The sequence below is a fragment of the Gilliamella sp. W8136 genome (genome assembly GCF_016101285.1).
GTDB lineage: Bacteria > Pseudomonadota > Gammaproteobacteria > Enterobacterales > Orbaceae > Gilliamella > Gilliamella apicola_N.
The window spans coordinates 66,738-85,150 of record NZ_JACFQU010000007.1 but is presented as its reverse complement, the minus strand read 5'-3'; the positions used below and the strand labels follow the sequence as shown (position 1 = coordinate 85,150).

Sequence of the window (18,413 nt, the reverse complement as noted above, 5' to 3'; positions counted from 1 at the left end):
CTCGTTAATCGAATTAACGAGAGATTTTATATATCAAGATTATAGATTCTTGATTGCTACATACTGCTCTTGCAGTTTGGCTTTATCATCAATGTAACCTTGCTGTTTTTCTTTTTCTTTAGCAACCACCGCAGCAGGTGCTTTGTCAACAAAACTAGCGTTTGATAATTTATTTGCAATGCGGGCTATTTCTCCCTCAATGCGAGCAATCTCTTTTTCAAGACGAGCTAATTCATCTTCTTTATTTATTAATCCCGCCATTGGTATAAGTAGCTCTGCCCCATCAACCAATTTAGTTACAGACAACGGACCATTTTCACCTTCATCAAGCAAGACAATTTCAGAAAGTTTAGCCAAAGTTTTAATAAAAGTAATATTATCACTTACAACACGATGAACTGTCGGTGAAGCTTGGCGAATCAATAATTGTAATGGCTTACTCGGTGCAATGTTCATTTCTGCACGGATGTTACGTACAGCAACAACAGCATCTTTAATCCAATTAATATCAGCAACCGCTTCTTCATTAATATATTTTTCATCAAATGCTGGCATTGGTTGTAGCATAATTGTGTCAGCTTTAATATGCATTAGCCCTTTCACATTTTGCCAAATTGCTTCTGTGATAAACGGAATAATTGGATGTGCAAGACGCAATAACGCTTCCAGAACGGTCACCAACGTATGCCGAGCAGCACGTTGTGCAGATTGTTCACCATTAGCTAATACTGACTTAGTAAGTTCTAAATACCAGTCACAGAATTGATTCCAAGTAAACTCATATAAAATATTAGCAGCTAAATCGAAGCGATAAGTGTCAAATGCTTCACGATAGGCTTTAACGGTTTGGTTAAATTCTGCTAAGATCCATTTGTCTGATAGTGAATAATCTAAATCCCCGCCTTTAAAACCACAATCATGTTCTTCAGTATTCATTAATACGTAACGGCTTGCATTCCATAATTTGTTACAGAAGTTACGATAACCTTCTAAGCGTTTTAAATCCCAGTTAATATCACGCCCAGTTGAAGCCAGTGCTGCTAAAGTAAAGCGTAGTGCATCCGTACCGTGGGCTTCAATACCATTAGGAAATTGCTTTTCAGTCCGTTTAGCAATTTTTTCAGCCAACTGTGGTTGCATCATATTGCCAGTACGTTTTTTTAACAAATCAGCTAATGATATACCATCAATCATATCCAAAGGATCAATTACGTTACCTTTAGATTTAGACATTTTTTGCCCTTCTTCATCACGAATTAACCCTGTAACATATACAGTTTTAAATGGGACTTGTGGTTTACCATGCTCATCTTTGATGAAGTGCATTGTCATCATAATCATTCTGGCTACCCAGAAGAAAATAATATCAAACCCCGTTACTAATACATTAGTTGGGTGAAAAGTCGCTAAATCATCAGTATTTTCTGGCCAACCTAAGGTTGAAAATGTCCATAGCGCAGATGAGAACCAAGTATCAAGTACATCTTCATCTTGTGATAATTCAATGTCGTCAGCTAGGTTATTTTCGCGTCGAACTTCTGCTTCGTTACGTCCTACATAAACATTACCTTGGTTATCATACCAAGCAGGGATTCGGTGCCCCCACCATAATTGACGAGAAATGCACCAATCTTGAATGTCATTCATCCAAGAAAAATACATATTTTCGTACTGTTTTGGTACAAATTGGATGTCACCATTTTTTACTGCATCAATAGCGGGTTCAGCAAGTACTTTGGCACGAACATACCATTGGTCAGTCAACATAGGTTCAATAACCACTCCACCACGATCGCCATAAGGAATCGTAAGATCATGTGGCTCAATTTTTTCGAGTATATCTAATGCTTCACATTGAGCAACAATGGCTTTACGCGCAGCAAAGCGTTCTAAATTTTGGAATTCTGCTGGAATTTCTGTTGCATAAAGAGTGCATGCTTCGCCATTGGTATCAAATACTTCAGCTTGTGTACGAATATCACCATCAAAAGTAAAAATATTGATCATCGGTAATTGATGACGACGCCCTACTTCGTAGTCATTAAAATCATGGGCAGGAGTGATTTTTACGCAACCAGTCCCTTTAGTCATATCGGCATGTTCATCACCAACAATCGGAATACGACGATTTACAAATGGTAATATGACATATTTACCAACTAAATCTTTATAACGCGGATCCTCTGGATTAACTGCAACCCCCGTATCGCCTAAAAGTGTTTCTGGTCGAGTTGTGGCAACAACTAAATAATCTTTGCCTTCTGCTGTTTTAGCGCCATCAGCAAGTGGATAGCGTAAATACCACATTGAGCCTTTAACTTCTCGGTTTTCGACTTCAAGATCCGATATGGCGGTACGAAGTTTAGGATCCCAGTTTACTAGACGTTTACCACGATAAATCAAATCTTCTTGATATAATCTTACAAATACTTCTTTTACGGCATTGGATAGACCTTCGTCCATGGTAAATCGTTCACGATCCCAATCAACAGAATCACCTAGTCGACGCATTTGTTTAGTAATACTACCGCCTGACTCTGCTTTCCATTGCCAAATTTTATCAATAAATGCTTCACGACCGTAATCATGACGTGTTTTGTTTTCCTCAGCGGCAATTTTACGTTCAACAACCATTTGAGTAGCAATACCAGCATGATCCGTACCCGATTGCCAAAGGGTATTGTTACCCTGCATACGATGATAACGAATCAATGCATCCATGATGGTTTGTTGAAATGCATGCCCCATATGTAAACTACCTGTTACATTCGGAGGTGGAATGGCAATGCAGTAACTTGGTTGAGATTTGTCGCCATTGGGTTTGAAATAACCGCTTTCTTCCCAATGTTTATAGATAGGTTGTTCAATTTCTTGTGGATTATAAGTCGTATTTTTCATAATTGATGAATAAATCCTAATTCAAGGCATAAAAATGCCTTATATTCTACAGTAAAATAACCAAACAATAAATTAGCAGAGTAATAAACTCGTTGATTTAATATATGATTAAAACTTTATCAGATTGATAATTGATATAAAAAACCACTTATTGAAGTACCCCCATATAGTTGGACACTTTTATTAAGCGGCTTGTAAGGCCTGATTTCGATATTAAACCGGAGTCAGGCTTTTTAATTTGGCTTTAATCCGTTTGAATTTATAGTTAAATTAATCCTGTTGATAAATAAAATTATCGATTAACCGTGTTTTACCAATATAAACCGCTAAAGCACATAAACTGTCTTGTGCAAGTAAATCAATCGATTTTAATGTAGCTAAATCGACAAACTCAATATAATCAATCTTTGCCAAAGGTTGTTTACTGATCAACTCTTGCATGGTTTGGGTAATCACACTCACTGATTTTTCACCTTTATTGATCATAGCTTTTGCACATTCAATTGCTTGGTAAAGACAAACCGCAGCAGCTCGTTCACTTTCAGATAAATAACTATTGCGGGAACTTTTAGCCAGTCCATCTGATTCACGTACAATAGGACAACCGATAATTTCAATATTAACATTCAGATCCGTTACCATACGTTTAATTACTGCTAATTGTTGGGCATCTTTTTGTCCAAAGTAAGCTCGATCCGGTTGAGCAATATTAAATAATTTGGTCACGACCGTACAAACGCCTTTAAAATGGCCTGGACGTCTTTTGCCACATAAAGCTTCTGTTAATCCATTTACATCAACATAACTATTAAAATTAGGGGAATACATTTCACTGACGTCTGGGCAGAAAATCAGATCGACACCCATCTGTTCGCAGGCGAATTTATCGCGTTCTAAATCTCGTGGATAACTGGCAAGATCTTCTGAAGGACCAAATTGAATAGGATTGACAAAGATAGTCACAATAACTTTTTGATTATCTTGTTTAGCAGCTTGCATTAAGCTTTGATGACCTTCATGTAAAAATCCCATTGTCGGCACTAAACCTATGCTATTACCCGCCTGTCGCCAAGCGTGGACATGCTCACGCACCTCTTTAATCGTTGTTACAACTTTCATTATTTTATCCTTTTTTGCTATTCAAAAATTCACTTTTCAGATTTTGAATAATTTCATCATCCATTGCAAATTCATGAATCGATGCAGGGTATTGTTGTTGTTTGACTTCTTGGCAATAATCACCAAACGCCTTTTTCATTTGTTCCCCGATGGGTGCAAAGGATTTAACAAATTTTGAAGATATGCCATCATACATTGACAGCATGTCTTGATAAACCAACACTTGTCCATCACATCCAGCACCCGCTCCAATACCTATAGTTGGAATATTGACAAGCTCAGTAATAAATTTAGCCAGTTTGGCAGGGACGCATTCTAATAAAATGGCAGCCGCGCCAGCTTGTTCAACGGCTAAAGCGTCGAGCACAATATTTTTTGCGTTTTGATAATCTTTACCTTGAACTTTATAACCACCTAAAGCTAAAACAGATTGCGGCATTAAACCGATATGAGCAATAACAGGAATCGATGCTTGGGTAATCATTTTAATGTGTTCACAAAACGCTAGCCCTCCTTCAAGTTTTACAGCTTGCGCCTGACCCTCTTGAATTAATCGTCCTGCATTATAGACAGCATCATAGGCGGAGGTATGATAAGACATAAAGGGTAAATCCGTAATCACAAAAGCTGTTTTAGCCGCTTTTGCCACAGCTTTCGAATGATGAATCATATCTTCCATAGTGACCGATACTGTACTTTCGTAGCCCAGCATGACCATTCCTAAAGAGTCACCAACAAGTAAACAATCGACCCCACTTTCATCCATAAGCTTGGCAGTTGTATAATCATACGCCGTTAGCATAGTGATTTTTTGTTGATTTTCTTTGCGTTGTTGTAAGGTTAAAATAGTTTTTTTCACGAAAACAGCTCCAATTCCAGTTGTCGATAATCGTTATTCGGATGTTTTTGTCGACTAATATTAAGTAAAATAGTTGATAATTGTTTATATATCGGTCTTAATTCGTCTGGCATAGCCATTATATGTTGTTTGATAGTATCAATATCACCACGCTCAACCGGCCCAGTTAAAGCATTAATCACCCCTAGTTTACAGGTATTATTGGCATTACCTAAAAATAACGGATGCCATGCTTGTTCACTAAATTCACTGTTTAAATCACATTGATTCAGCAATTCTATTCCTATTTGTACTAAAGCAATGACTTGGTTACTGAGCATGACGCAGGCTGCATGATAAAGAGGCTTTTTACTGGCAGAAAGGACTGCTAAAGGATTTTTCAAAGGGGTAAACAAAGCTTGTAATTGGCAAATAACTTTAGGATTGGCTTCAAGTGTAAAAGAGACAGCAGGCATGGCAGAATAACAACCAAACCGATCATAAATGGCATATAAAGGATGTAATGAAAAAGCGAAAGGATGAACAATCTTATTTTGGCTAAAGATATGGGATGTTAATAAACCACTACAGTGACCTATCCATTTGTTTGCAATAGGTAATTGACAAAGTTCTTGCCAAACAACTGATATTTGACTATCAGATACAGTAACAAAGATACAATCACAATCGTTAACTAAATCACCAAGTGATGAATAAGCTTTGCTTTGCGTAAAATCACTCGCTTCTTGTGCATGTTCATAAGTTCGACTAAAAAAACCAGCAATGCTAAAGCCACACAATGAAAAGTACTTTGCTAACGTACAACCAACTTTACCTGCACCTATAAAACCGATAATCATTACAATTATATCTTTTTTAAAAAGATCGCATTATAGCTTAATTCGCCTGATATTCAATCAGATTAATTCTAATAAAATTAATAATATTTATAATTTATTGGCGATTATTACTCTGTTGAGCAAAAATAAAATTTACCTCTATTAAATAATGTTAGAGCTTTTCCATAGACTCCAATAGCGAATAAACTTGCTTTGCTTATAACCAATAAAATATTTTTTTAGCTTGCCATCACCGCATTAATCCTGCGTAATATCGATCCATCACCAAATCTAAAAAGTTTATACCATTGCCTTTATATTATTTCGCAATGGTATAAAATCACTCGCAAGTCACGGGTATGGTTTTTAAATTGAATCCAGCCTCTTTATATAATTTATACCTTGTTCTTGCCAACTCTTTTAATCTTTCGTCTACTGGCACAAAATCGACAATGTCAGAATAGACTGCGGCAAATTCAGGAAACTGCTCTTGCAGATTAACTAATATATGCCGATTGCCATTACTGCGTTTTTGTGGCCAACAAATTTCGACAGGCGAACCGCCTTTCATACCTTCACCCGCTAAATTATGTGGTACAAAATGGTCGGTATCGAGCTGCCAAAGGTATTCATCTATACGTTCCGCTTGTTGTTGATCTTGGCAAGCAACTAAGATTCTTTTATTCGCTTGCCAGATTTCAGCAATTTTTTCACAAGCGAGTTTTTCATGGTATAAAACACCTGATTCACTCGCCGGTTTTTGGTTTTCTAAAAGATAAAAAATCACTTTTTTCATATAAAAGAATGATCAACCTATTGTGTTAATAAGTATTCAATCAACATTGCAACTGGGCGACCTGTCGCACCTTTCTTAGCACCTGATTGCCAAGCTGTACCCGCAATGTCTAAATGCGCCCAGTGATATTTTTCGGTAAACCGTGATAAGAAACACGCTGCGGTAATTGTTCCGCCATCACGACCGCCAGCATTGACAATGTCTGCACAAGTTGACTTAATCTGCTCTTGGAAATCATTATCAATCGGTAATTCCCATGCTTTATCACCCGCTTTATTGGATGCTAACACTAATTCATTGATTAAATTTTTGTTGTTACCCATCACCCCTGTATAGTGGTGACCTAGTGCAACAATGCATGCACCGGTTAAAGTTGCAATATCAATAACAGTTTTTGGTTTATAACGTTCAACATAGGTTAAAGCATCGCATAATACTAAGCGCCCTTCCGCATCAGTATTAATAACTTCGACCGTAGTTCCCGACATAGTCGTCAAAATATCACCTGGTCGATAGCTATTGCCATCAGGCATATTTTCACATCCTGCCATTACCCCTACGACATTAATAGGTAGTTTAAGCTCAGCGACTGCCTGCATCACACCATACACGGTTGCAGCTCCGCACATATCATATTTCATTTCATCCATACCGGCAGAAGGTTTAATTGAAATACCACCTGAATCGAATGTTAAACCTTTACCCACAAACACATAAGGCTGGGCTTTTTTATCTTTTGCACCGTAATATTCGATGATTGTCATTATCGATTCATTTGCAGAGCCACGACCTACCGCTAAATAAGCATTCATATTTAGTTTAGCTAACTCTTTTTCACCTAAGCATGAAACTTTTAAAGATGAGTGCTTTTTGCCTAATTGCTTAGCCTGATCAGCTAAATATTGCGCGTTGCAAACATTTGAAGGCATATTGGCAATTGTCTTTGTGGTACTAATTGCATCAGCAATAATTTGACCTTGTAATAAACCGTTTATTAAAGATTCACTTTGCTTTTTATCATTGAAAATTAAGGTAATTTTATTCAAATCTGGAATTGGAGACTTTTTGGATTTGAATTGATCAAAACAATAGGTCATATTATTGATAATTTGTGGAAGTTGCTTAACAATTTCACTATTGACCGATGATTTAACCGTTAACAAATCCCAATTCACACTTTTGACTTTTTTTGCCAATAATTCTTTGGCTACTGCCTCAATAACTTGTTTCGATTGGTTGATGTCAAATTCTTTCAATTTTCCACAACCAACAAACAAAAGTTCTTGCTTTAATTCTGATGAACAGGAATATAAAAAAGTGGTTTTACCAAGTTCGCAACTAATATCGCCCGATTTGATCAGTTGACTGACTAAGCCATTAGTCGCTTTATCAATTTCTTTTACTGTATCTGATTGATTTTTATCTGAATTGACGGTAATAACTAAACATTCTGATTTTGGTTTTGTAATTGAAGTACTGTTTTTGATTAAAATTTCCATAGATATTCTCTTTTTATGAAATTTATGATGATGTGTAACATTCTATCCGTTCATTTAGCGATAGCAACAAAAAGATAACTAAACAAAGCAAATCCTATTATAATAGTCCCATTTATAAAACTTGAAGATAGGTAAAATGTGATAATTCGTCGATATTTAGTGAAAGAAACATTAAAAACACAAGGTGCAATATTATTTATATTATTGCTAATTTTCTTTTCTCAAAAGTTAATTAGAATTTTATCTAGCGCTATAGAAGGAAATATTCCACGTGATTTAATCATGCCTTTGCTAGTATTAGGCGTATCAAATATGGCGGATTTGATTTTGCCATTAAGCTTGTTTTTGGGTGTGTTAGTGACCTTTGGACGTTTATATTCGGATAGTGAGATGGTAGCCATGCATGCCTGTGGTGTGAAAAAGAATTTAAACTATCAAGTAGTCTTTTTTCTTTGCATCTTCACTTGCGCGTTAACCACAATTAACTGTCTTTGGTTTGGACCTTGGTCAAGCTTAAAGCAAGACCAGTTAGTTGAAAATGCCAAAATTAATCCAAGTTTAGCGGGTCTGTTAGCGGGTCAATTTCAACAAACGCCAGATGGAAATTCAGTGATTTATATTGGTGATGTCGATAAAAATAATTTGGAAAATGTATTTATTGCTAAAATTAATCCTACGAATAATCAGCGACCTTCAATTATTATCGCCAATAAGGGGAAGACTGGAAATGATGCAGAAGGTAATCAAATTATCACACTTGAAGATGCCAATCGCTACGAGGGGACTGCGCAACTAAAAGATTTTCGTATATCAAACTTTCATAATTATATGGGTATTATTAAACCTAAAGAACTTGATTCAAATAGTGATGAAAAAATCGATGTTCAACAACTTGGTTTAACAGATTTATATAAAACAAAAACACCAAAAGCAGAAGCCGAGTTTTATTGGCGGTTAACACTTATTATTTCTGTTCCTCTCATGGCATTTTTAGTTATTCCTCTTAGCGTATCGAACCCTAGACAAGGACGATTAGCGCAAATTCTTCCTGCATTGTTGCTCTATTTGGTCTATTTTTTATTAGCCAGTTCAATTAAAGCTAATGCAGGTAAGGGGCGTTTGGATCCGGCCTTATGGTTTTATATCATCAATCTAGGGTATTTTATTCTTGCCATCATTTTAAATTGTTGGGATAACTTATTTATGCGTAAACTTCGTTTGAAATATATTGCATCATAAAGGAGAAAAGGATGTTTTCGATTTTAGATCGCTATATTGGTAAAACTATTATAAGTACTATTGGGATTAGCCTGTTTTTATTAATCAGCTTATCAGGCATAATCCGTTTTATTGATCAACTTAGAAAGATAAAAGTTGATTACGATGCGTTTGCTGTGGGTATCTATTCTTTATTAATGGTGCCGAAAGATTTAGAAGTATTTTTTCCAATGGCTGCTTTACTTGGTGCTTTAATTGGATTAGGTATGTTAGCATCCCGTAGTGAGCTGATAGTGATGGAAACGGCAGGATTCAGCCGTTTCAAAATTGCCTTAGCGGTAATGAAAACAGCATTACCGTTAGTGCTTATCACTATGGCTATTGGCGAATGGGTTGCGCCTGTTAGTGAGCAAACTGCACGAAATATGCGTTCAGAAAAACTCTATGGCAGTTCATTACTGGCACAACAAGGCAGCCTATGGGCGAAAGATGGCAATGATTATATCTATATCGGTCATGTTAATGGTGATAGCTCAATATCTAACATTGATATCTATTCAGTAGAGAACAATAAATTATTGTCAATAACCCATGCTGATAAGGGTATATTCAATGAGAATGTTTGGACATTATCGCAAATTGAAAAAAGCGATTTAACTCAATTCGATAAGATTCAGACTAGCAATTTACTTACGATGGAGTGGAAAACCAATATTACCCCTGACAAATTAAGCATTGTAGCGTTTGATCCCGACTCTCTTTCTGCTTCTGGCCTATACAAATATTCGCAATATTTAAAAAGCTCAGGTCAAGATACTAAAAATTATGATTTACTTTTTTGGAAGAAATTAATCAAACCACTTTCGGTGGCGGTTATGATGCTACTTGCATTGTCCTTTATTTTTGGACCACTGCGAAGCGTATCAATGGGAGTAAGAGTAATTATTGGTATCAGCTTTGGATTTATCTTCTATATCGCTGATAACCTATTTGCTCAAGCCAGCATTGTAATAGGGATATATCCTATCATCGGATCGATGGTAACTAGCTTAGTATTTCTTTTGATCAGCTATATTTTGTTCAAAAGAAAAAATTAAGCATACTTATGGATACGATGTGTTATAAATAAACAGATAATTAAATAGTTAAAATCATATAAAGGCATTCCTTATTAAATAATTAAGAATGGTTAATTGATAACAACAATAGCATTAGAATTTACTAAAAATAGCGATAATCAGTTTATTTAAACAGTTAAAATTTAAATAATAGATACTTAATGCATCCTAAACAATTTTAGTATTGAGCGGACGCATTAAGTATTTTTAAAAAGATTCAAATATTGCCCATAACCGGCGGACTCTAGATCATCTTTCGGTATAAAACGTAAGGCTGCTGAGTTAATACAATAACGTAAGCCACCCAACGCTTTCGGACCATCATTAAATACATGGCCAAGATGAGAATCGGCTTTTGCTGAACGTACTTCGACACGATTCATACCATGACTATAGTCAGCTTTTTCAATTATGTTGTCGTTATTTATCGATTTAGAAAAACTAGGCCAACCACATCCTGAATCGAATTTATCAAATGAAGTAAACAACGGTTCGCCCGATACAACATCCACATACAACCCTTCTTGATGATTATCATTGAATTCATTTTCATGCGGTGGTTCGGTACCATTTTGTTGCGTTACATAGTATTGCATGGGTGTTAATCGTGATATCGCTTTTTCTTTTAATGTATTATTCATAAATCACCTAACCTATTTAATTTATTTAGGAATAATCAATGATAACTAATTTCCTTTTAACATCGATTGTAGGACTTTATCTTTAATCCAAAAATAATGATATGAAACACCTACTATATGTAAAATAAACAAAACAGCTAATAAGTATGAGCTTACTTTGTGTATAACATGAAACAATTGATATACTTTATTTGTCATATCAATTGTTGGAAGCGAAATGAGGCCAAATACACTGAGTGAACGGCTACTCACTAAGTAGCCAGATAAAGGTACAATTATTAATAAAATATAGAAAAATCCTTGCGTTGATTTTGAAAAAATGCGCTGGAATTTCCGATCTTTCGGTAAAACATCGGGCAGACCCTCTTCCGTGATAACAATGAAACGCAAAATGGTTAACATAACGATCACTATCCCAAATGATTTATGAAATAGATAAACCATAAACATCCCGCCCAAGTATTGGGACAGAGTCACTTTAAATGTCAGCAAGATAAATTCCATAAACACTAGTATAAAAGTTAACCAGTGGAGCCATTTTTGTTTGCTATTATACTCTGGGTAGTTTTCCATAAACTATGTATCCTATTTATTTTTGGACCAATGCTCAGCAATAAACTGGCTTCGCCCTGATCGTTGATAATACTCATTATAATGTAAAGGTTGTTTTGTGTAATAATTTTGATGATAATCTTCTGCTGGATAAAATTTTACCGCAGGTTCAATTGCCACGTCTATTGGTTTACTAAATCGTCCACTGTCTTGCAGAGCTTGCTTTGATGCTAAAGCTTGCTTATGTTGAAATTCGTTATGATAAAATATGGCAGGTCGATAAGAATCCCCCCTATCAGCAAACTGACCTTGAGCATCAGTAGGATCGATTTGCTGCCAAAAGATGTCGAGCAATTTTTTGTAGCTGATGACTTTAGGATCAAACGTTATTTGTACGGCTTCGGTATGCCCGGTTGCGCCCGAACAAACTTGTCGATAAGTTGGATTTTCAACATGTCCGCCTGTATAGCCTGATACCACGTTTACCACGCCTTCATACTGATCAAAGGGTTTTACCATACACCAAAAACAGCCACCTGCAAATGTTGCTTGTTCATATTGTTGCATAATAATCTCCTGATTAAATGATTTTTGACAAATTCATTCACTATTACCCTGTATCAACACGTTCTAGTCATGCTTTTTTAATTATACGTTGATCATATTACTTGAAATAGATTAAAAAAACACCATATTTTCACTATAGCGTTACACTTTTAGGGAGTCTATTTTATGGCAAGTGGATGGGCATCTGATGATGCTGTTAATCAACAAATCGAAGGCACTATTGCAGATGCCATCGAAATGGCAAGACGGCAATTAAAACATGGCACTATAAGTGCTCATTTTTGTGTTGAGTGTGGCGATGCTATTGCGCAAGCGAGACGAGAGGCACTACCTGGCGTACAATATTGTTTGTCATGTCAACAAGAAATTGATAAACAATTAGCCAAATCAGCGAGTCTATATAACCGTCGTGGCAGCAAAGATAGTCAACTTCGATGATCTTAATCAGAGGGAAATGTCTGTTCCCTCTTTTTCGCTTTTATGAAATAATTTTTTATGATTGGTGAGCTTTACTTTTTTTGCGAACATCGTCATAAGGATAAACCAGTAATTTATTATCAAACCATTCAGCACAAAAAATATCCTTGATATCATCATATCCTTGTTTTTTGATTTCATGCTTAAGCCATGTCTCGCTTTTATGTAACTGTTCAAGATTATCTTCACTGATCGCTCCATTTTCAATCACCAGCACAGCAATATCTTTATCCCCTTTTTTTATAATTGTTAGTGAACCATTTAATTCATACCAAACCTGTTTCAATTCATTAAAAGCACAAATACCTTGAATATTGACGAGCGTCTCAAAATCCCTAACGGGTAAATTGGCTTTAATAAAGTTGTCACTAATTAATTGGCCATTTTTAACAAGTTGAATCGGTTCTCCATCAATGGCATCTCTTAATCGTGAATTTTTAGATTTAATGAATCGAACTAATAAAAGCAGCCCGGCCCAAATAATAACTAAACCCGCGGATTGATATGTTGAAACATTAGAATTAAGAAGTGCGCCCCCCACTAATGCACCAATAACCATACTACCAACTTGATCCAATTGTGACATAGGTGCTATTTGGCTTTTGCCCGATAATTTAACGTAAATAAGTAAAATGATAAGAGCAACTAAAAATTTTGGTGCCATTTCAAGTAAATACATTTCTAACCTCCAAGAATATATCCGTTTAAAATCTATTAAAAGTTTTGCAACAAGGTATAAGCAGATAAATGACAGTTAAAAAATAAGTATCAGGAGCAAACTAAATTTTTATCTATAGGAAATAAATGATTATTAATTTTTGGATAGTGACTTGAACTTTAATGAAAGCAATATTAGTTTACTCTAAATCCGATTTAAAAAAAATGTGAATAATAAAAACTATCGATTTCTTAAATGATAAAGAAAAAATTTTAAGACCATATTGAATAATTTTAATATTAATAATCAATATAATAACATCTATTTCTTATGATTATTACTTAAAAATGATAACCTATCGGTTAAGAAATATTTATCAAAACCCTTTTTTTAGCGATTGGTTTTATATCAAATGGTTTTAATATCAACGTTATTTTGCCGTCTATTGATGAAATGGTTGATGATAATGATTGTTTACGACAATCTTGATATCCCACAACAAAACTTATTATTGTACATTCTAAAGCTGTTTACTTAGATAAACAAAATGTTATTTAAATAGCAAATCGCAAAAATTAACCTCTTTTAAGCATAACATCATCAAAAATTACTTGGATAAAAAAGGTAACGTTAAAAAAGCTGTATGGTAAACATCGCATACCATAACTATTTTAAACTCTATCTAGAACAATAAAAATCATTTAAACATAGATAGAGAATATTAATTTTAATAATTAAATCATTATAAAAAGGTTAAGGCTCTTTTTTGCTATCAAATAAAGCCAACCAATAGATAGGCCAATGGGTTTTATTGAAAAGGTTATTAACTAAATAAGCAATCATAACCAATATTACTGAGCCAGATAATACCGGAAATAATAGAAAACTAAAACCGTAATCTATTTTATCTGCGGTTAATAAAATGACTAAAGGATTAGCACCCGCAGGTGGATGTACCGCTCGAAAATATTGCATAGAAACAATTGCAATTCCAACGGCTAATGCTGCAATAATGATATTACTACCGAATAGTTTAAGAAAAACTAATCCAACAAAAGCGGCAATTAAATGTCCAAAAATGACATTTCTGGGTTGAGCTAATGGTGATTGAGATACCGCAAACAATATTACGCAACTTGCCCCAAAAGGCGCCATTATAAAGGTGTAATGAGTTAACTGACTAAAACCAATAAGAAACAATATAGAAACAAAACCACCAATTAAGCTCTGTAATAATTCAATATTTCTGGGCTTTGGCGGCAACTTTTCCTTGCTGAAAAAAAATGATTTCATTATTCTTTATCCTATTCGATGAGTGAAAGTAAGAGTGCAAACCTGAAAATGAACAACTCTGTTCACTTTTTATATTAGTACAGATCTGTTCACATATCAAACACTTTGGATAAAAAATGAAAAAAGCATCTAAATTAATAGCAGATACCGCCGAGCAACTCTTTTATCAAAAAGGATTTGGCAATGTTGGGGTGGATGAAATTAGAGATCAATCAGGTTGTTCTAAAACAACGCTATATAAATATTTTGGTAATAAAGATAATTTAATTTTTGAAATATTGAAAATAAGAGATTCACGTTTTAAACAAAAACTCACTGAAGCAATTGCTGATCTTGATCACTATGAGTCAATTATGCAAATATTCAAATGGCATCTCGATTGGTTTAATCAAGACGATTTTAATGGTTGCTTATTTGTTAGAGCTAAAGAAGAAATTCATAACGATCATGCGGTACAACAACTTGTGATTGAACATAAAGAATTCATCCGTAAACTGATCCATGACCAACTGCCCAAAACGCCACAACAGACAACTTTAACCAACCAACTAATGGTGATATTAGAGGGATTAATCAATATCAGCGTTGTTTATAAAGAAAATAAATCACTTTATGATGAGATGATTCATGATAGTTTTGATTTAATATTAAGACTTTTATCCTTGCACGAATGAATTTTATTAATAAATAAATCATTAACTATTACATCTAGTCCGTTAACGCATATTTAATGTTAAACTGTTAACCATTAGTTAAACTGTTCAGTTCCACCATGTAAAGTAATTATTCTAATCACCTATTTAATACTCCAAGGAGTCACTATGAAAAGAGAAACGTTATTTGAGTATGCCAAAAAACAGTTTCATGCTGAACCGAATTATCTTTGGGAAAATTTACCAAAGTATGCAGTATTACGGCATCACGATGATGGTGATAAGTGGTTCGCGATTGTGATGAATGTGCCTGGTACAAAATTAGGCCTCAAAGATGACAAAGAGGTAGATGTATTGGATGTTAAAGCGAGACCCGAATATATTGGATCGTTGAGAAAAAAAGAAGGTATTTTGCCCGCTTATCATATGAATAAAGAACATTGGATTAGTATCATTCTTTCAGGAACACTTACCAATGAAGAAATATTTGAACTTCTTACTGAAAGCTATCATTTAACTTCTCGGTAATCTTTGCACCACTATTCTAGGATAGTGGTGTGGTATATCACTAAACAATAACTATCTTTATTGTTAATAATTATCGAGTTGCATAATTTATAGCAAGAGCTATATACTTAACTTTAAAAAAGTTTCCTCATAATAAACTCTTTTATCAATAAAATAATAATGTTTTTATGATGAATAAAGAGTTAGTTAAATAATTTTACCAACATGTATTTATCAATGGTGAAATTGATAAAATCCCTGATATGTTATCGAAGATTATATCCAACACAACCCTACGGTTGAAACGGGTCGCGAAGCTTTTATTGAGTTTTTCAAAGGGTTTCTTCAATTAAAACCAAAATTTGAAATTATTAATATGTGCAGTGAAAGCGATATGGTTTATCTATTCCATAAATGCACTCTCGCTGATGACAATGTGAATAAAGTATGTGATATTTTCCGCGTTGAAAATCATAAAATTGTCGAACATTGAGACGTAATTGAAAGAGGTTTAGAAAAGATCCAATCCCTCAACAATAACGGAATTTTTTGATAACCCGATTTATTCTAAGAAAGTATTTAACTTTATAAAATTGAATCAAACCACCTGATACCCAACTATCATGCGGTTTTTTCTTTGAATGTAAAAAAGTTAGTTAAGTTAGATAAAAAATCTCTTAAAATCAGAATTATCAACGAACCTGCTTTCGATTAATCTTCTTAAAAGTAAAAACAATTCTTTTTTAATCTAAATAAACTGTCTTCATGTATAAAACATTTCAATTTTACTAATAAAATGGATTTAGAATTAACATTGAAACGGTATAGACTCCTGAATAATTTTTACAAAAAAACATATAGTGATTTAATCTCTGAATTATATTTTTCTTTTTAATCGTTTATGTACTCTTATTGATTTTCTTTCGGTATCCCCCTTAAACAACGTGATAAAACGATATCGATAAGATGTGAGTTAATTTTAGCGCCGTATCAATTAATGCGAGAATTAGTCATAACACTTATTAATAATAATTCTAAATTACACAGATAACTGAAAAAAGTTTTCTTTGATTAATTGAATACAGTTTGCAAGTTTTGTAACTAATAATTGAATTGTTTATTTAGTTTTAATTTATAATCACTTTAAAATTACTTCACGGATTCTTTTAGCGATATATTCTACATGCGTTTCCAATGCAAAATGCCCTGTATCTAATAATTCAATCACTGCATTAGCATTATCTTTTTTGTAAGCTTCTGCGCCAGCAGGTATAAAAAATAAATCATGTTTTCCCCAAATAATTAAGCACGGCAATGGATAATCTCTAAAAAACTGTTGAAATAAAGGGTACATTTTTAGGTTATTTTTATAATCTAAAAATAAATCTAACTGAATAGATTTATTAGCTCCACGCTCAAACAAAAATGTATCTAAATAATAGGATTCTGGCGCTATGCTCTCAATCGATGGTACTCCATGTATATATTGCCCACGCGTTCTTTCCAAATTCAATATCGCGTCTTCAATAATTTTTCTATTTTGCTCTGTTGGATGATCCCAGTAAGCCTTTATTGGATCCCAAGCACTACCCAAACCTTCCAAATAAGCATTGCCATTTTGGGATACAAATCCTGTTACCCTTTCAGGATAAGTTAAAGCAAGACGAAAACCTATGGGAGCGCCATAATCAAAAACATACATTGCATATTTTTTAAGATTTAAAGCATCGACGAACTTAATGAGTGTTTTACTTATACTATCAAAACTATAAATATAGTTGGCAGTGTCTTTCACTTCAGTAAAACCAAAACCGGGAAAGTCAGGCGCAATCAGATGAAATTTATCAGCAAGTAAAGGAATTAATTCTCTAAACTGATGCGATGAACTAGGAAAGCCATGTAATAGTAAAAGAGTAGGTAAGCTTTTTTCCCCAGCTTCCCGATAGAACATGTTTACATCTTCAATATTGACGTACTTATATTGAATCGGATGATGAATATAATTTACCATAAAAGCCTCGCTTTGTAACCACTAAATCCAAATTTAAAGGGTTATTTATAATATTTAAATTTATTGTAACTTGTCAATGCGTATTTTAAGGGTTACAATATCCTTGTAAAAAAGGTATGTGAATATGAAAACAAATACATTAGATGATTTAGCATTGGTAGGAGATAACGACGCGCTTAACATGATAAATACCGTCGTTAAAATAGATGGCAATTTGATTGATCGTTGGAGCTCAACAGAACAACTCATCTATTGGCTTATCAAAGTGGCTGGCATTTTAGTTCCTGATGATTTGCACTCCTCGTCAGCATTACTTGAAAAAGCTAAAGAGCTAAGAGAAATAACAAGAGTACTTATACAACAAAAAAAAGAAGGGCATAGTTTAGATATTGAACCATTAAATGCATTTTTGCACAAAGCTAGTCGATGGTTAAATTTAGAATATGATGCTAACCAATCGCTTATCGTCACTCATCATTATGCCAAACATAGTCCAGAACAGGTTTTAGCTCCTTTGGCAGAGGCTACAGCAAAGCTAATCGCGCAAGAAGATTTTAGTTTAGTAAAACACTGCGAGCACAAAGACTGTGTGCTGTGGTTCTATGATAAGACAAAAGCCCACAAAAGACGCTGGTGTAGCATGAAAGTTTGTGGTAATAGACATAAAGTTATGAAGTTTAGAAAAAAGCTAGCAACCTCATAAGATAAGCTCTGTAAATATAGTTTATA

19 protein-coding genes are annotated in these 18,413 nt (G+C 34.3%); 7 read left to right on the top strand and 12 right to left on the bottom strand.

From position 1 onward, the window contains the following. Positions 1 to 39: 39 nt before the first annotated feature. The 6 genes from H3T96_RS05850 to H3T96_RS05825 form a co-directional block, all read right to left on the bottom strand. Positions 40 to 2,898, bottom strand: a complete 2,859-nt coding sequence (locus H3T96_RS05850) for a valine--tRNA ligase (protein WP_144091431.1) — start codon at positions 2,896 to 2,898, stop codon at positions 40 to 42. Between the two features lie 270 nt (positions 2,899 to 3,168). Beyond that, positions 3,169 to 4,017 carry a pantoate--beta-alanine ligase gene (panC, locus tag H3T96_RS05845; RefSeq protein ID WP_144091430.1) on the bottom strand — a complete coding sequence of 283 codons (849 nt, stop codon included), beginning with the start codon at positions 4,015 to 4,017 and terminating at the stop codon, positions 3,169 to 3,171. Between the two features lie 4 nt (positions 4,018 to 4,021). After that, positions 4,022 to 4,876: a 3-methyl-2-oxobutanoate hydroxymethyltransferase gene (gene panB / locus H3T96_RS05840; RefSeq protein WP_086327267.1), complete on the bottom strand. Its 855-nt coding sequence runs from the start codon at positions 4,874 to 4,876 to the stop codon at positions 4,022 to 4,024. Further along, the gene (locus H3T96_RS05835) at positions 4,873 to 5,715 is read right to left on the bottom strand and encodes a Rossmann-like and DUF2520 domain-containing protein (RefSeq protein WP_144091429.1); all 843 of its coding nucleotides are present in this window, start codon (positions 5,713 to 5,715) and stop codon (positions 4,873 to 4,875) included. The genes panB and H3T96_RS05835 overlap by 4 nt, the downstream gene beginning before the upstream one ends. A 319-nt stretch (positions 5,716 to 6,034) precedes the next feature. Further along, positions 6,035 to 6,490: a DNA polymerase III subunit chi gene (locus tag H3T96_RS05830; RefSeq protein ID WP_086327265.1), complete on the bottom strand. Its 456-nt coding sequence runs from the start codon at positions 6,488 to 6,490 to the stop codon at positions 6,035 to 6,037. Positions 6,491 to 6,507: 17 nt separating this feature from the next. After that, the gene (locus H3T96_RS05825; RefSeq protein WP_144091428.1) at positions 6,508 to 7,989 is read right to left on the bottom strand and encodes a leucyl aminopeptidase; all 1,482 of its coding nucleotides are present in this window, start codon (positions 7,987 to 7,989) and stop codon (positions 6,508 to 6,510) included. Positions 7,990 to 8,127: 138 nt separating this feature from the next. On the opposite strand from H3T96_RS05825, the gene lptF reads away from it, so the two are divergent. Both lptF and lptG read left to right on the top strand, forming a co-directional pair. After that, positions 8,128 to 9,228 carry an LPS export ABC transporter permease LptF gene (gene lptF, locus H3T96_RS05820; protein WP_086326855.1) on the top strand — a complete coding sequence of 367 codons (1,101 nt, stop codon included), beginning with the start codon at positions 8,128 to 8,130 and terminating at the stop codon, positions 9,226 to 9,228. 11 nt (positions 9,229 to 9,239) lie between these two features. After that, complete coding sequence (gene lptG / locus H3T96_RS05815; protein WP_144091427.1) at positions 9,240 to 10,304, top strand: LPS export ABC transporter permease LptG; 1,065 nt, start codon at positions 9,240 to 9,242, stop codon at positions 10,302 to 10,304. 218 nt (positions 10,305 to 10,522) lie between these two features. Here the strand turns inward: lptG and msrB are convergent, their stop codons facing one another. The 3 genes from msrB to msrA are packed head-to-tail and all read right to left on the bottom strand — an operon-like array spanning position 10,523 to position 12,085. Continuing rightward, a complete protein-coding gene (msrB, locus tag H3T96_RS05810; RefSeq protein ID WP_086326853.1) occupies positions 10,523 to 10,966 on the bottom strand; it encodes a peptide-methionine (R)-S-oxide reductase MsrB in 444 nt (147 codons plus the stop codon). A 45-nt stretch (positions 10,967 to 11,011) separates the two neighbouring features. After that, on the bottom strand, positions 11,012 to 11,539 hold the full coding sequence (locus tag H3T96_RS05805) for a cytochrome b (RefSeq protein ID WP_144091426.1): 528 nt from the start codon (positions 11,537 to 11,539) through the stop codon (positions 11,012 to 11,014). A 12-nt stretch (positions 11,540 to 11,551) separates the two neighbouring features. Then, a complete protein-coding gene (msrA, locus tag H3T96_RS05800; RefSeq protein ID WP_144091425.1) occupies positions 11,552 to 12,085 on the bottom strand; it encodes a peptide-methionine (S)-S-oxide reductase MsrA in 534 nt (177 codons plus the stop codon). A 165-nt stretch (positions 12,086 to 12,250) separates the two neighbouring features. Between msrA and H3T96_RS05795 the strand changes: the two genes are divergently transcribed. Continuing rightward, positions 12,251 to 12,523, top strand: coding sequence for a DksA/TraR family C4-type zinc finger protein (locus H3T96_RS05795; RefSeq protein ID WP_086326850.1), 273 nt, complete (start codon positions 12,251 to 12,253; stop codon positions 12,521 to 12,523). Between the two features lie 55 nt (positions 12,524 to 12,578). Here the strand turns inward: H3T96_RS05795 and H3T96_RS05790 are convergent, their stop codons facing one another. Next, positions 12,579 to 13,241, bottom strand: a complete 663-nt coding sequence (locus tag H3T96_RS05790; RefSeq protein WP_144091424.1) for a DUF421 domain-containing protein — start codon at positions 13,239 to 13,241, stop codon at positions 12,579 to 12,581. A 732-nt stretch (positions 13,242 to 13,973) separates the two neighbouring features. Then, complete coding sequence (locus H3T96_RS05785) at positions 13,974 to 14,513, bottom strand: HPP family protein (protein WP_144091423.1); 540 nt, start codon at positions 14,511 to 14,513, stop codon at positions 13,974 to 13,976. A 116-nt stretch (positions 14,514 to 14,629) separates the two neighbouring features. Between H3T96_RS05785 and H3T96_RS05780 the strand changes: the two genes are divergently transcribed. From H3T96_RS05780 to H3T96_RS15015, 3 genes are all read left to right on the top strand, one after another. After that, entirely contained in the window at positions 14,630 to 15,187 is a 558-nt protein-coding gene (locus H3T96_RS05780) for a TetR/AcrR family transcriptional regulator (protein WP_144091422.1), read from the top strand. Between the two features lie 147 nt (positions 15,188 to 15,334). Beyond that, on the top strand, positions 15,335 to 15,694 hold the full coding sequence (locus tag H3T96_RS05775) for an MmcQ/YjbR family DNA-binding protein (protein WP_086326846.1): 360 nt from the start codon (positions 15,335 to 15,337) through the stop codon (positions 15,692 to 15,694). 247 nt (positions 15,695 to 15,941) lie between these two features. Continuing rightward, on the top strand, positions 15,942 to 16,166 hold the full coding sequence (locus H3T96_RS15015) for a nuclear transport factor 2 family protein (RefSeq protein WP_144091499.1): 225 nt from the start codon (positions 15,942 to 15,944) through the stop codon (positions 16,164 to 16,166). Positions 16,167 to 16,811: 645 nt separating this feature from the next. Here H3T96_RS15015 and H3T96_RS05765 read toward each other — a convergent pair. Continuing rightward, complete coding sequence (locus H3T96_RS05765; RefSeq protein ID WP_144091421.1) at positions 16,812 to 17,684, bottom strand: alpha/beta fold hydrolase; 873 nt, start codon at positions 17,682 to 17,684, stop codon at positions 16,812 to 16,814. Positions 17,685 to 17,865: 181 nt separating this feature from the next. Here H3T96_RS05765 and H3T96_RS05760 point away from each other — a divergent pair, with 181 nt between their 5' ends. Further along, positions 17,866 to 18,387: a CGNR zinc finger domain-containing protein gene (locus tag H3T96_RS05760; RefSeq protein ID WP_186279208.1), complete on the top strand. Its 522-nt coding sequence runs from the start codon at positions 17,866 to 17,868 to the stop codon at positions 18,385 to 18,387. Positions 18,388 to 18,413 lie beyond the last annotated feature (26 nt).

Bases quoted from the DNA above. Each gene is read 5' to 3' on its own strand.
- H3T96_RS05795 (WP_086326850.1), top strand. From the start codon at position 12,251: ATGGCAAGTGGATGGGCATCTGATGATGCTGTTAATCAACAAATCGAA.
- lptG (WP_144091427.1), top strand. From the start codon at position 9,240: ATGTTTTCGATTTTAGATCGCTATATTGGTAAAACTATTATAAGTACT.
- H3T96_RS05760 (WP_186279208.1), top strand. From the start codon at position 17,866: ATGATAAATACCGTCGTTAAAATAGATGGCAATTTGATTGATCGTTGG.
- H3T96_RS05790 (WP_144091424.1), bottom strand. From the start codon at position 13,241: ATGTATTTACTTGAAATGGCACCAAAATTTTTAGTTGCTCTTATCATT.
- H3T96_RS05805 (WP_144091426.1), bottom strand. From the start codon at position 11,539: ATGGAAAACTACCCAGAGTATAATAGCAAACAAAAATGGCTCCACTGG.
- H3T96_RS05785 (WP_144091423.1), bottom strand. From the start codon at position 14,513: ATGAAATCATTTTTTTTCAGCAAGGAAAAGTTGCCGCCAAAGCCCAGA.
- H3T96_RS05780 (WP_144091422.1), top strand. From the start codon at position 14,630: ATGAAAAAAGCATCTAAATTAATAGCAGATACCGCCGAGCAACTCTTT.
- H3T96_RS05850 (WP_144091431.1), bottom strand. From the start codon at position 2,898: ATGAAAAATACGACTTATAATCCACAAGAAATTGAACAACCTATCTAT.
- msrA (WP_144091425.1), bottom strand. From the start codon at position 12,085: ATGCAACAATATGAACAAGCAACATTTGCAGGTGGCTGTTTTTGGTGT.
- H3T96_RS05830 (WP_086327265.1), bottom strand. From the start codon at position 6,490: ATGAAAAAAGTGATTTTTTATCTTTTAGAAAACCAAAAACCGGCGAGT.
- H3T96_RS05835 (WP_144091429.1), bottom strand. From the start codon at position 5,715: ATGATTATCGGTTTTATAGGTGCAGGTAAAGTTGGTTGTACGTTAGCA.
- H3T96_RS05825 (WP_144091428.1), bottom strand. From the start codon at position 7,989: ATGGAAATTTTAATCAAAAACAGTACTTCAATTACAAAACCAAAATCA.
- msrB (WP_086326853.1), bottom strand. From the start codon at position 10,966: ATGAATAATACATTAAAAGAAAAAGCGATATCACGATTAACACCCATG.
- panC (WP_144091430.1), bottom strand. From the start codon at position 4,017: ATGAAAGTTGTAACAACGATTAAAGAGGTGCGTGAGCATGTCCACGCT.
- H3T96_RS05775 (WP_086326846.1), top strand. From the start codon at position 15,335: ATGAAAAGAGAAACGTTATTTGAGTATGCCAAAAAACAGTTTCATGCT.
- H3T96_RS05765 (WP_144091421.1), bottom strand. From the start codon at position 17,684: ATGGTAAATTATATTCATCATCCGATTCAATATAAGTACGTCAATATT.